At 37.6% G+C, this 14,507-nt stretch carries 11 protein-coding genes; 10 read left to right on the top strand and 1 reads right to left on the bottom strand.

From position 1 onward, the window contains the following. The first annotated feature begins 142 nt into the window (after positions 1–142). The 9 genes from DMI82_RS00970 (at position 143) to DMI82_RS00930 (ending at position 11,768) form a co-directional block, all read left to right on the top strand. A complete protein-coding gene (locus DMI82_RS00970; RefSeq protein ID WP_334293976.1) occupies positions 143–2,191 on the top strand; it encodes a polysaccharide biosynthesis protein in 2,049 nt (682 codons plus the stop codon). Positions 2,192–2,241: 50 nt separating this feature from the next. Continuing rightward, entirely contained in the window at positions 2,242–3,447 is a 1,206-nt protein-coding gene (locus DMI82_RS00965) for a DegT/DnrJ/EryC1/StrS family aminotransferase (protein ID WP_110102088.1), read from the top strand. Then, complete coding sequence (locus DMI82_RS00960; RefSeq protein ID WP_110102086.1) at positions 3,444–4,643, top strand: ATP-grasp domain-containing protein; 1,200 nt, start codon at positions 3,444–3,446, stop codon at positions 4,641–4,643. Before DMI82_RS00965 ends, DMI82_RS00960 begins: the two co-directional genes overlap by 4 nt. A 15-nt stretch (positions 4,644–4,658) precedes the next feature. Beyond that, positions 4,659–5,249, top strand: a complete 591-nt coding sequence (locus tag DMI82_RS00955) for a sugar transferase (RefSeq protein ID WP_015525697.1) — start codon at positions 4,659–4,661, stop codon at positions 5,247–5,249. A 15-nt stretch (positions 5,250–5,264) separates the two neighbouring features. Beyond that, the gene (locus DMI82_RS00950) at positions 5,265–6,470 is read left to right on the top strand and encodes an ATP-grasp domain-containing protein (RefSeq protein ID WP_015525698.1); all 1,206 of its coding nucleotides are present in this window, start codon (positions 5,265–5,267) and stop codon (positions 6,468–6,470) included. Positions 6,471–6,556: 86 nt separating this feature from the next. Beyond that, complete coding sequence (locus DMI82_RS00945; RefSeq protein ID WP_110102084.1) at positions 6,557–7,786, top strand: glycosyltransferase; 1,230 nt, start codon at positions 6,557–6,559, stop codon at positions 7,784–7,786. 9 nt (positions 7,787–7,795) lie between these two features. Next, positions 7,796–8,839, top strand: coding sequence for a glycosyltransferase family 2 protein (locus DMI82_RS00940; protein ID WP_092069224.1), 1,044 nt, complete (start codon positions 7,796–7,798; stop codon positions 8,837–8,839). 2 nt (positions 8,840–8,841) lie between these two features. Further along, positions 8,842–10,296, top strand: coding sequence for an O-antigen polysaccharide polymerase Wzy family protein (locus DMI82_RS00935; RefSeq protein ID WP_110102082.1), 1,455 nt, complete (start codon positions 8,842–8,844; stop codon positions 10,294–10,296). Between the two features lie 23 nt (positions 10,297–10,319). Further along, complete coding sequence (locus DMI82_RS00930; RefSeq protein WP_110102080.1) at positions 10,320–11,768, top strand: flippase; 1,449 nt, start codon at positions 10,320–10,322, stop codon at positions 11,766–11,768. A 57-nt stretch (positions 11,769–11,825) separates the two neighbouring features. Here DMI82_RS00930 and DMI82_RS00925 read toward each other — a convergent pair whose 3' ends face one another. After that, on the bottom strand, positions 11,826–12,311 hold the full coding sequence (locus DMI82_RS00925; RefSeq protein WP_015525704.1) for a hypothetical protein: 486 nt from the start codon (positions 12,309–12,311) through the stop codon (positions 11,826–11,828). A 463-nt stretch (positions 12,312–12,774) separates the two neighbouring features. On the opposite strand from DMI82_RS00925, the gene DMI82_RS00920 reads away from it, so the two are divergent. Beyond that, positions 12,775–14,475 (top strand): AAA family ATPase, encoded by a 1,701-nt coding sequence (locus tag DMI82_RS00920; RefSeq protein ID WP_110102078.1) that lies wholly within the window; start codon positions 12,775–12,777, stop codon positions 14,473–14,475. Positions 14,476–14,507 lie beyond the last annotated feature (32 nt).

Here is a 14,507-nt window from a genome sequence, read left to right as displayed (position 1 = left end):
GCTGATCGTAGTATTTCTTGCGTTCTCGGTCCTGCTTCTGGCACTGGCAAAACAAAGTCCCAGGGAAAAGCAGACAGAAGACAAAGAGCAGGAAGAATACATCAGGGATTATGCAGAAACAGTAAGACAGACCGGAGGAAGTATGAAGAAGTTAGAACATTGGAAAGTAATTGCGATATATCTGATCATCTATGACATGATAGCTGTTAATTTTTCTTATTTTATGGCGCTGCTGGTGAGATTCGATTTTCGGTATTCCTCGATTCCCACAGACTATTTTGCCGCATGGAGGAGTTTTGCACCAATCTATACCATTATCACCCTGGCAGTATTCGGATGCATGCATCTGTATAACAGTGTATGGCGTTTCGCAAGCTTCCATGAGCTGATCAAGATCACGGTTGCAACTGTGATCACTGGCGTTCTGCATATTGTGGGTATCACGATCTTCTGGGGACGGATGCCGGCTTCCTATTATCTGATCGGTATCATGATGCAGTTTTTCCTGACTGTAGGCGTACGTTTCTCCTATCGTTTTGTACTTCTTGAGCGGAACCGCAGAGAAAAGAGCGAGCGTGAGGAGCGGAGCAAAAACGTGATGATCATCGGTGCAGGAGAAGCGGGAAGGACCATTGTCCGGGAGCTTCAGAATGCAAAGGAAACCAATTCCAGAGTACGCTGCCTGATCGATGACAATCCGAATAAATGGGGAAGATACATGGAAGGCGTTCCGGTGGTAGGCGGAAGAGACGATATTTTTCTCAATGTGGATAAGTATCATATCAATCAGATCCTTCTTGCAATCCCGACGGCAACACCGCATCAGAAGCGGGATATCCTGAACATCTGCAAGGAAACCGGCTGCGAGCTGAAGCAGCTTCCTGGTGTATATCAGCTTGTAAACGGAGAAGTATCCCTGAGCAAGATGAAAAAAGTAGCAGTGGAGGATCTTCTCGGACGAGACACCATCAAAGTCAACATGTCTGAGATCTTTCAGTATCTGAAGGGCAAAAGGATTCTGGTAACAGGAGGCGGCGGTTCCATCGGAAGTGAGCTCTGCCGTCAGATCGCAGGTCATGAGCCGGAGCTTCTGGTGATCTTTGATATTTATGAAAATAACGCTTACGACATTGAGCAGGAACTGAAGGCCAGTTATCCGAACCTGAACCTGAAGGTACTGATCGGCTCCGTCCGTGACAGCAAAAGGATCAACTGGGTATTTGAAACCTATAAGCCGGAAATCGTATATCATGCAGCCGCACATAAGCACGTACCGCTGATGGAGAACAGCCCCTGTGAGGCGATCAAGAACAATGTGGTAGGAACCTATAAGACTGCATATGCGGCAATGATGAATGGCTGTCAGCGATTTGTGCTGATCAGTACCGACAAGGCCGTAAACCCGACCAACATCATGGGTGCCAGCAAACGACTTTGCGAAATGGTAGTCCAGAGCATGAACATGGTCAGCCACAACGGACACACCGACTGGCTGCCACGACTTGGCGGACACAGAAAGGATACCCTGGATGCACTTCACGACAACGAAGGTCAGGCATATGTAAGTGCAAACCATACATCGAAAACAGGAACCGGCACAGAATTCGTAGCTGTACGATTCGGAAACGTTCTGGGAAGCAACGGAAGCGTGATCCCGCTGTTCAAGCGCCAGATCGAAAAAGGCGGCCCTGTCACCGTCACACATCCGGATATCATCCGTTACTTTATGACCATTCCGGAGGCCGTAAGCCTTGTCCTCCAGGCAGGAACCTACGCCAAAGGCGGCGAGATCTTCGTCCTGGACATGGGAGCTCCGGTAAAGATCGACACCCTTGCCCGGAACCTGATCAAGCTTTCCGGCTACACACCGGATGTAGACATCAAAGTCACCTACACCGGTCTCCGCCCAGGCGAAAAGCTTTACGAAGAAAAGCTGATGGCCGAAGAAGGCATGGAGAAAACTCCAAACGATCTCATCCACATCGGTAAACCCATCGAAATGGACGTACAGGAATTCTTCAAACAGCTGGAAGTCCTGGCAGCATACGGCTACGCCAACAGCGAAAAGATCCGGGACATCGTAGCCGCGATCGTACCGACCTATCACTCTGCGGATTCCGACCTGAAGCTGCATAAGAAGGTGTATGAGGAGCTGATGAGTGAGGCGGCTGTGGCTGCGGAGAAGAATTGATAACTGGTCAATAATTTACATATATACGAAAACGAAGGAGTGTTGAAATAATGAAAATCCCATTTTCACCGCCAGATATTACAGAGGCAGAAATCGAACAGGTAGCAGAAGCTTTAAGATCCGGATGGATCACAACAGGACCGAAAACAAAAGAACTGGAAAGAGAAGTTGCGGATTTATGCGGCACCAATAGAGCTGTATGCCTGAATTCGCAGACTGCATGTGCGGAAATGACACTTCGTCTTCTGGGAATCCACGAAGGCGATGAAGTGATCACTTGCGCTTATACCTATACCGCAAGTGCATCGGTGGTGTGTCATGTCGGGGCAAAGCTGGTTCTTATTGATACACAGGAAGATTCTCTGGAAATGGATTATGACAAACTGGCAGAAGCTATTACAGAAAAAACAAAAGTGATCATTCCGGTGGATCTTGGCGGAGTGCCATGCGACTATGACAGGATCTTCTCTATCGTAGAAGAGAAAAAGAAGCTTTTCCATCCAGCCAATAAGCTTCAGGAAGCAATCGGAAGAGTTATCGTAATGGCAGATGCAGCCCATGCATTTGGTGCGACCTGGCATGGAAAACCAGTGGGCAGCATTGCGGATTTTTCAAACTTCAGCTTCCATGCAGTGAAAAATTTTACAACAGCAGAAGGCGGCGCTGTGGCATGGAGAGATATCGAAGGAATTGATAATGAAGAAATCTATCATCAGTATCAGCTGTTATCACTTCATGGTCAGTCAAAGGATGCCCTTGCCAAAACACAGCTTGGCGCCTGGGAGTATGACATCATCGGACCTTGGTTTAAATGCAATATGACCGATGTAGTTGCCGGAATCGGACTGGCGCAGATGAAACGATATAAAGATTTGCTTGCAAGAAGAAAAGAAATCATCAGCAGATATGATGCTGCATTTAAACCACTTGGCATCGAAGTACTGGATCATTACAACGAAGAGCATCAGTCCTCCGGACACCTGTACATCACCAGAATTCCGGGAATCACTCTGGAGCAGAGACACGAGATCATCGTCAAAATGGCAGAAAAAGGTGTTGCCTGCAACGTACATTACAAACCACTGCCAATGATGACTGCTTATAAAAATATGGGATTTGATATCAAGGATTACCCGAATGCTTATAAGCGATTTGAAAATGAGATCACATTGCCGCTGCATACGAAGTTGACGGATGAGGAAGTGGAGTATGTGATTGAGATGTTTTTGGGGATTGTGAAGGAATATATTAAATGAAAAAAATCATGATTTTGGGAGCAAGTATATTACAGCTTCCAGCGATAAAAAAGGCAAAGGAAATGGGGCTGGAAGTTGTAGTTGTCGATATGAATCCCGACGCAGTAGGCTTTCAGACAGAAGGAATCGAAAAAGAAATCATAAGCACGATTGATATACCTGAGATAGTGAAAGCTGCAAAAAGACATTCTATTGATGGAATCATGACACTTGCTACAGATATGCCAATGAGAGCAGTGGCAGCAGTGGCAAGGGAAATGAATTTGATTGGAATTAGTGCAGATACAGCTGTGAAAGCAACAAATAAAGCGGAAATGCGGAAGGCACTGAAAAAAGCAGGTGTTCCGATTCCTGTATTTTACAAAGTATCTACTAAAGAAGAATATTTGGAAGCAGTAGGAAAAATAAAAGAAGCAGGTTATCGATGTATTATAAAACCGGCAGATAATTCGGGAAGCCGGGGAATCAATCTGCTTAAAGATTATGACAGTGAAACTGTGGAAAAGGCTTATAACTACAGTAAGGAATCTTCAAGGTCCGGAGATCTCATGGTTGAAGAGTATATGGAAGGGCCAGAGGTAAGTGTAGAAACTTTAAGTGTCAACGGCGTATGCCATGTTATTCAGATTACAGATAAGCTGACAACAGATGCACCATATTTTGTAGAAATGGGACATTCACAGCCATCAGGTCATACAGAAGAAATAAAAAAGCAGATAGCGGAGGTGGCTATTGCAGCGAATCACGCAATTGGTATTTCAAATGGACCATCCCATACAGAAATCAAAATAACGAAGGATGGACCTAAAGTTGTAGAGCTTGGAGCACGGCTGGGAGGAGATAATATTACGACTTATCTTACGCCTCTTTCCACAGGTGTAGATATGGTTGAAAGTTGTATACGAATTGCACTTGGTGAAACTGCAGACTTAGAGCCTAAATTTCATAAAGCATCTGCTATAAGATATTTTAGAGTTGAGCAAGGTTTCATCAGAGATATCAGGGGACTTGAAGAAGCCAGAAAGATTCCAGGTGTAAAACAGATTTATGTTGTACATGGGATCGGGGAAAAAATGAATGGCATAAAGAGTAGTGGAGATCGTAGCGGCTTTGTAATCGCGCAGGCAGATACAGCTGAAAAGGCTGTAGAAATATGTGAAAAAGCGCTGGATTTAATAGAAATAGAAATGGAGTAAGGGAAGTATAAATTCATGTACGAAAGATACATAAAAAGAGGTTTGGATGTTATATTTGCAGTCATTGCACTGCCGATCGTATTAGTAGTCTGTATTATTTTTGGGACATTGATCTGGCTAGAGGACAGGGGAACGATTTTTTATCTGGCAAAGAGAAGGGGAAAAGACGGGACAATCTTTAATATGTATAAGCTTCGTTCCATGAAGGTAAATGCGCCAGATATTAGAAATAAGGATAATTCAACTTTTAACAGTGCAGATGATCCAAGAGTAACAAAAATCGGAAAGCTAATGAGAAAAATTTCAGTTGATGAGCTACCGCAGGTATTTAATATTCTGAAAGGAGACATGAGCTGGATCGGACCAAGGCCAGTAACAACAGACAGACCATTGTCTGAGTATGACCAGAAAAGAAAAGATCGTTTAAAAGTAAAACCAGGCATTACAGGGTATACACAGGCCTATTATCGAAATAATATTTCACAGGAAGACAAACTGGCTCTGGATGCAAAATATGCACAGAAAGTAACATTTCTGGGTGATCTGAAGATTTTCTTTAAAACAATTGAAACTGTAGTATGCAGAAAAAATGTTTATACAAATTAGAAGGGAGAAGAAAAAATGGGTGTTGAAGGAAAAAGACTTTTAGTATTAGGTGCTGGAAGAGGACAGATCGGACTGTATAAAGCAGCAAAAGAGATGGGAATCACAACAATTGCAGGAACCATGCCTGATAATAATCCTCCAGGAATTCCTCTGGCAGATGAAGTGTGCTTTATGAATATTGCAAATCCTGATGAGGTTGCTAAAAAAGCAGCGAATCTTAAATTGGACGGAGTGGCTACTTGCTGTCTGGATACAGGAATTTCAGCTCTTGGAAAAACTTGTGATTCTTTGGGCTTAACAGGACTTCCGGAAAAAGCAGCAATTATGTGTAATGATAAATCCAAAATGAAAAAAGCTTTTATGGAATATGGTGTAAGTACAGCACAGTATTTTGAAATTTCCAATGAAGAGGAATTAGAAAACGCACTGAATAAGATTAAATTACCGGTGATCATTAAAGCAACGGATTTACAAGGAAGCAATGGAATTTACATAGCAAAAACAGAAAAAGATGCCTATGACGGATTTCATGCAGCAATGGGATTAACAAAAAGATCTTACTGTATTGTAGAAGAGTTCATAGAAGGATGGGAATTTGGTGCGCAGGCATTTGTATATAACAATGAGGTGCTTTTTGTTATGCCACATGGTGACGAAACTTATATGAGTCATACGGCAGTACCGGTAGGCCATTATGTTCCGCTTGACTGTGATGAAGATGTTTACAAACAGACAGAAATAGCAGTAAAAAGCGCAATCAAGGCATTGGGATTAAATAACTGTGCAGTAAATGTGGATCTGATTCTCCGGGATAATAAAGTCTACGTCATAGAGCTTACCGGACGTGTAGGCGCCAACTGTCTTCCAGAGCTGGTGGAGATAAACTTTGGAATCGAATATTACAAAATGATCGCAGCAATGGCTGTTGGAGAAAATCCGTTGGAGTATTGGAGAAAGAAAAATTCCAAAACAACGGCAGGACTGGCACGAATGATTCTTTCAACAGAAGAAAGTGGAACCCTAGAAGATATCAAATATACCGGAGAAATGGATGAAGATATTCTGGAAATAACATTCTTTAAAAAACCAGGAGATCAGATTCGAAAATTTGTATTTTCAGCAGATTGTATTGGCCAGATTATTGTAAAAGACTCTACATTGGATGAGTGTAGAGCAAAAATCAATAAAATCATGAGTAATATTGAAATAAAACTCAAATAGGAGAACTGCAGTATAGCTGGCTGTTTATAAAAATTATAAATGGCCAGCTGTATACGATTTTAAGAAAAGATAGAAGAGGAAGATTAATGAAAACGCTGTATTTGCTTACAAATTCCTTTCCTTATGGAGATTGGGAGCCTTATTTGGAAACAGAAATAAAATATTATGATAACTTTGATGAAGTATATATTTTTGCATTGCAGATCAGAAAAGAACACTTAAAAAGAAAAAGAACTGTTGGAAACAATGTGAAAGTAATTCCAATTATGAAAGCGTCAAATAAGACCTATTTATTATATAGTTTCAGGACTCTGACAGATATTAATTTATATAAAGAATTTGCACGCTTGGTGAAATCACGTAGATTATCTGTGCGAAATTTTGTAAACATGTTTGTTTATTTCAGTCGTTCTCATTATGAAGCAGATCTAATAGATAAAAAAATGAAAGGACATGTGAATAAAGAGTCAATATTTTATTCATATCGTTTTGAATATCAGCCATATGTGGCAATGTTATTAAAAAAGAAATGGGAATTGAACAGTAAGATTGTAAGCAGGGCACATCGGTATGATCTTTATGAAGAAGAACATAAAGGGAATTATATACCAATGAGAGAGGGAATTCTTTCAAAAATTGATAATATATATCCATGTTCAGATCATGGTACCGATTATCTGAGAAAAAGATTTCCTCAATATAAACAGAAAGTGCATACCAGATTCTTAGGAACAATAGATCATGGAGAAAAGGAGTATCTTTTCAATGATAAATGTTATGAAATTGTCAGCTGTTCTACAGTGACAAAGGTAAAAAGACTAGATTTATTGATAAATGCATTATCCCAAATTAAAGCTATCCCGATTAAGTGGACACATTATGGGGATGGAATTTTAATGGATGAAATAAAAAAAATGGCAAAAGACAAACTGAGAGACAATATTCAGTATGAATTTAAAGGAAATGTCAGTAACACAGAATTAATGAAACAATATCAGGATAAAAATTACTATGTATTCGTGAATGTAAGTTCATCAGAAGGGATTCCTGTATCAATTATGGAAGCAACATCTTTTGGAATTCCGTGCATCGCAACAGATGCAGGGGGAACGAAGGAGATAATTAGGGATAAAGAAAATGGGGTTCTTTTATCTCAGAATATAACAGCAAATGAATTGACTAAAAAAATAACAGATTTTTGCAAATTAGATTCATACCAATATAAAAAAAATAGAAATGATGCTAGATATTTTTGGAATAAAAAATTTAATGCAGACTACAACTATCAGAAATTTATAAATGAAATAAGCAATTGAGGTAAAAAAATGTTTTTAAGTGTAATTGTTCCATGCTATAACGTAGAAAAAGAAATCTTGCAGAGATGCATTTTAAGTGTATTAAATCAAGAATATATGAACTATGAGATACTCTTAATTGATGATGGAAGCGAAGAGTCGTTTCGAAGCGAAATAAGAGACATTGCTCGACTTGATGAACGAATAAAAGTTATAACACAAAGCAATTTAGGAGTATCCGCTGCAAGGAATGAAGGCATTAAACATTCTAAAGGAAAATACCTTACATTTGTAGATGCGGATGATGTATTAGTGCCATATTTTTTTTCAGAAGCGGTACATTTATGTGAAAAAGAAAATGTAGATTTTCTTATTGGAGGTAATACGTTATTAGATAATGAAGAATTCAATGAAGAAAAGCAAAAACAGATTCCTATAAATTATAGAATTATATCAGATATAGAAAAAGAAAGTTTTAAATGTAATTCAGTTGGAGAGTTAAAATATTTTGGAAATATGAAAGGATATTATGGACGAGGACCGTGGACAAGATTGATAAAAAGAGAGATAGCTGAAAATACTTTATTTAATACTGAGTTAAAAATGGGAGAAGACATAGTATGGAATCTCCAACTGTTAGATAAGTGTAAAAAAACAATGCTTGTAGAAAGAATATGGTATTTATATTATGTGAATAACAATTCAGCAAATCATAAGTACAATTCCAAAATGCTTTATAATATAGAAAAAGAGCTGCCTTGTATTAGAAAACAAATAAATTTTGAAAGTGAACCAATGAAATCTGCATTTAGTATTCATATTCTGGATGAACTAAAAAAAATTTACGATTGTTATATTGGAAATACACAGTGTGATTTGAGTAGAAAAGAAAAAAAGATAATCAAGAAAAAATTATATTCGGAGAAACCCTGGATATTCGCAGGCAATAGAGAAAATAGAAAATATATGAGTAATAGAAATAAAATGAAGAGTATTTTATATCAATATAGAATTTATTTTGGAATTATACATATTAAACAAATATGTGAATTATATAAAAGGAAAGGAAAATAAAGATGGCTTCAAAAACAGGCAACAAAGTATATTATAATATAATACTATTGATTATATTTTCTATTATATCTGTTATTGTTTTTGGAATAGGAAATACAAATGGAATATTAGCATTAAATGCGGTTATTTTTATTTGCTTTTTTTATCTTACTGTAAAAAATATAGATGAAAATATATTTATGTTTTCATTTCTTGTATGCTTTTTTACATTTTTATTATGTGGACAGATATTGAATCGTTTTATGAAAGTTTATTATTATAATTTTCCAGATGTAATAGAGAAACATGTGGATGTATGTATTTTTATTAGTCTTGTAGGACTATGTATAGGATATTTTGGCGTAACAAGAAAAAGAATTAAAATAAAAAATAATATACCTAAAATTGAATATAAAAATAAAAAAGGTTATATGAATAATATAATCCAAATCAGCAAAGGAATGTATTATGGCTGTTATGTGTTTTGGATATTAACAGTTATAGATGTTGTTTTATATGTAAGACATTATGGTTATACATCGTATTACATTTCATATTCAAGTAGAATACCATGGTATGTACGACAGATTGGATATTTTGCGCCGACAGCATTTTATATATTTTTGTCAACATTACCAGAAAAAAAGGATGCTAAAGTTCCAATAATGTTATATATTTTATATGCATTTTTATCTTTAGGAACGGGACGAAGAGTAAATTTTATTACAAGTTTACTTATAATTTTTGCATATGCAATGTGTAGAAATAAAATAAAACCAGGTGAAAAACCGTGGATTGGAAAAAAAGGTATTTGGGCAATATGTTTATGTGTTCCAATACTTATGGGAGCAATGTATTTATTTGAATATATTAGATCTAATAATTATGTAGGGCATGCAAATGATTATTCTCCTATTGTAGGCTTTTTTGTAAGACAAGGTACATCTGTAAATGCAGTAAAGTATGCTGAGTTATATAAAAATAATTTAGATTCTGAAGCACACTATTCTTTATATAATATATTGAGATGGCTACAAAATAGTCCATTTAATAGCTTATTTAATTTGAATTTAGATTTTTCTTTTGGAAATCAATCATTAAGTACTGCTTTACATGGAACATATTTAGCGGATTTTGTTTCCTACTATGCAAATTCATATGGGTATGCAGTTGGTACTGGATACGGTTCATGTTACTTTGAAGAACTGTATATTGATTATGGATATATAGGTGTATTTATAGGAAATATTATTTACGGCTTGACTTTTAGATTATTATCCAAAATTATATCTGATGGCAAAAATGTTTGGAAGATAGCAGTTGGTCTTTTTATGTTAAATTCTTTATTTCAGGCACCGCGATCAACATTTGATGCATTTGTTGGAAGATTGTTATATCCAGAATTTTGGGCTCCGATAATAATAATTTGGGGATTAGCTTATTTGACTTCCAAATCGAAGCATAAAATTGTAATTTAAAATTAAGAGGAATAGTTAGAAATATGAAAAAAAAGTCACTTGGTCTAAATGCATTATTAAATGGTATAAGAACAGTTTTGAATACATTATTTCCATTAATTACGTTTCCATATATTTCCAGAGTTCTTTCTGTTGAAAATGTAGGGAAATATAATTTTGCATTATCAGTTATTCAATATTTTTTACTGATTGCCGCATTGGGGATATCGACATATGCAGTTAGAGAAGGAACAAAATTTCGGGATGATAAAAAAAAGTTCAGTATATTTGCTAATGAAATATTTACAATTAATATTATATCAACAATAATAGCTTATATTTTATTAGTGTTTACAGTTGCAGCTGTTCCTAAATTTAAAGATTATGCGGTGATAATTGCTGTGTTTAGTATTGAAATTCTTTTTACAACGATCGGAACAGAATGGATTTACTCTATATATGAGGAATACGCGTACATAACGATTCGAAGTATTATATTTAAAGTAATTTCAATTATCTTGCTGTTTTTGCTTGTTAAAAAACCTGATGACTATATTGTATATGCAGGAATAACAGTATTTGCAAATGCAGGATCTAATATATTGAATTTTATTCATGCTAAAAAGTATTGTTCGTTAAAATTTGATATAGGTTTGGCATTAAAGAGACATCTGAAACCTATTATGATTATTTTTGCATCTACAGTTGCAACAACTATTTATATTAATTCCGATACGACCATGTTAGGATTTATGGGAACAGATTTCGAAGTAGGCATATATTCTGTTTCCTCAAAAATATATAGGATCGTAAAACAGATGTTGGCGGCTATTTTGATTGTTACAATTCCGCGGTTATCATTGTTAATGGGACAAAAAAGGATAGAAGAATATAAAAATATTTTAACTCAGATTTTTAATGTCCTGGTTATGTTGGTGTTTCCATCGGTTACCGGATTGATATTATTAAGCAAAGAAGTCGTATTATTGATTTCTGGAAAAGAATATATAAAAGCTACAGGTTCATTGAAATTATTAAGTATAGCGCTTATATTTTGTATTTTTGGATGGATATATAATCAGTGTGTATTAATTCCGGCGCGTAAGGAAAAAATCGTGCTTATAGCAACTTTGGTTAGTGCATTAGCAAATATTGCAATAAATTTTGTTTGTATTCCATTTTGGAGAGAAAATGCAGTGGCTTTTTCAACTATAGTTGCAGAAGCTATAATGATGCTTGTTTGTGTTTATGTTGGACGGAAAATTGTTCGACTTAATGCAGGCGTAGCATATAATATTTGTACGGTTTGTGCCGGATGCATTGGTATATGGATGAGCTGTAAATTTGTAAAACATTTTTCTCTTTCAAGTATTGCAACATTAGTATTATCTATATTATTATCGTGTATTGTATATGGAATGTGTCTTATATTGATGAGAAATAAAGTTATATGGGCATTTTTTAAGAAAAAAAATAAAAGTGAATTACATTAGAATAGAGTATGAAAATGCTCAGGAAGCAAGGTACTTCCTGAGCATTTTCTCAAATCATCATTTCTCCCGCAATTTCAGAACATCCTCAAGTGGCAGCCCTGAAAATCTGCTGATATCCTCGGGTGAGAACCTGGGATCCTCTAGCATGCGCTGTGCAGTAAGTAAAGCATGTTCCTGAAGACCTTGGGATAGACCCTGGGCGCGACCTTGGGATAGGCCTTCGGCGCGTGCATCATCGCACATTTCCTGAACAGCCTGATACATATTAACACTCCCTTCTGTTTCTGTGAAACGTAAATTGATACCGGTTATGGAGTCAATGACCCGGGCTGCCTTGAGCTCGAGTGACTGGAAGCCGGAGTTCTTTGATGTGAGCTCCTGAAGCTTTCGTTTATCTTTGGAGTATTTGATGAAGAGCATGACTTCTTTGAGATTGCTCTGGAGTTTATCAAGTTTTTCATCCTTTATCTCGGCAGGTGAGAAGAGATTGATCCGGTAATCCGGGACCAGAGAAAGAATCTCGGGGTCCCGGACAGAGAGCATTTCGTGGAGGCTTCTGGGAGCGTTCTAGGTATCGGAGCCGAAGTATACGACTACGGTGATGACCGGAATCAGCCGGTCATCTTTGTAGAAGCCGGTGAGATATTTTCCGGATGTGGAGGAACATTGTTTTGCTTCTCTGTGGGTTGTCAGCCATGTAATCTTTGGTGATGGTATCCTTTGTACCCATAGGTTTCACCACCTTCGATCTTGCTATGTGATCAGAGTTATTTTATCATCTGATCCATTTTCAGGGTAACATAGTTTGTTGCTTTCCCTTTTGGAAAGAGGATTTTGTGAAAAAGCTTCAGAGCTGCGCAGGTAAAGCGGATATGTTTGTCGAACGGAGTCGAAATAAATCAATAGACAAAAAGAGCGTATTGTGCTACTCTGAAAGCACGAATCACGTGGCAATTGGCATATTTGTATGTGATTTTTCGCATTGAAAGGGAGTGGAACGCGGAATATGAAGAGACCGAAGCTACCGGTGGGAATTGAGAATTTTCAGGAAATTCGTCAGGCGGATTTTTATTATGTAGATAAGACCAGGCTTATCGAACAACTGGTCGATCAGTGGGGGAAAGTAAATCTTTTTACAAGACCTCGGCGTTTTGGGAAAACATTGAATATGAGTATGCTTCGTTGTTTCTTCGAGATCGGGGCAGATGAAGCGCTGTTTGAAGGTCTTTATATTTCCCGGAAACAAGAACTGTGTGAACAGTATATGGGGAAATTTCCGGTAGTGTTTTTATCACTGAAGAATGTTGATGGACTTACCTTTGAGAATGCACGCTATCAGCTGACAGAACTGGTAGGCAGAGAGGCCAGTCGTTTTCTGTTTTTATTGGAGAGTGACAGACTGACAGAAACGGATAAAGATATATATCGTACATTGATCTCTGTGGAGAATGGCCGATATTCTATGGATGAAAATATTCTTTCTTCTGCGTTGCAGATATTGTCTCAGCTGTTGCATAAGCATTATGGGCAGAAGACGATCATTCTTATAGATGAATATGATGTTCCTCTGGATAAGGCTTTTCAGCATGGATATTATAAAGAAATGGTGCTCATGATACGCGGTGTGTTCGGACAGGCACTTAAGACTAACGATTCTCTGTATTTTGCAGTATTAACAGGGTGTCTTCGCGTGTCTAAAGAGAGTATTTTTACAGGACTTAATAACTTCAAAGTGCTTTCGATCACGGATCATCGATTTGATGAGCATTTTGGTTTCACAGATGATGAGGTCTTCAGATTGCTTACAGCATATGGCATGGAGGATCATCTTTCCGAAACAAAGGAATGGTATGATGGATATCATTTTGGAAATACGGATGTGTACTGCCCATGGGATGTGATCAATCATGTAGATTGTCTGCGTGGGAATCCGGATGCGGAGCCGCTGTCTTACTGGATCAATACCAGTGGGAATGAACTGGTAAGGAGATTTATTGACAGGGCAGATAAGACTACAAGAGATGAGATAGAGCGTCTGATCGCAGGTGAGTCTATTGAGAAAACGGTCCGTATGGAGTTGACCTATGATGAAATCGATAACAGTCTGGATAATCTCTGGAGTGTATTATTTACTACAGGATATCTTACACAGGCAGGGAAGACCGAACGGGGAGTGTATCGTCTGACCATTCCGAACAGGGAGATAAGAGAAGTTTATGTGCTTCAGATAAAGGAATGGTTTGACCGCGCAGTGCTGAAAGAGGCGGAGCCGACGAAAAATCTGCTGAAAGCAATAAATGAAGGGAATGCAGGTGAGATTGAGGAACGCCTTACAAAGATTCTGGGAAATACGATTAGTATTTTTGATACAAAAGGACGAAATGAAGAAAAAGAAATTTTTTATCATGGACTTTTGTTGGGGCTTTTGCGTAGTGATCCAAACTGGCTTGTTCAGTCTAATGCGGAATCTGGAGATGGTTTTGTAGATATTCTGGCAGAACCGGAAGATCCGGATGCCGGGATCGTTATCGAGTTGAAATATTCTCAGACTTTTTCAGGATTGCAAAATGCATGTGAAAGAGCGCTGGCACAGATCAGAGAAAAGCGGTACGATGAACGGTTACGTAATGAAGGAAGAAATAATATTCTGGCGTATGGAGTTGCTTTTTGTAAGAAGCGATGTAAAGTGGCTGTTCAGAGGCTGTAAATCTGCTGGAAATATAGATAATATTATTGATG

The organism is Blautia sp. BCRC 81119 (assembly GCF_003184505.1).
GTDB classification, from domain to species: domain Bacteria; phylum Bacillota; class Clostridia; order Lachnospirales; family Lachnospiraceae; genus Blautia_A; species Blautia_A fusiformis.
This window is presented reverse-complemented; position numbering and strand designations above follow the sequence as displayed.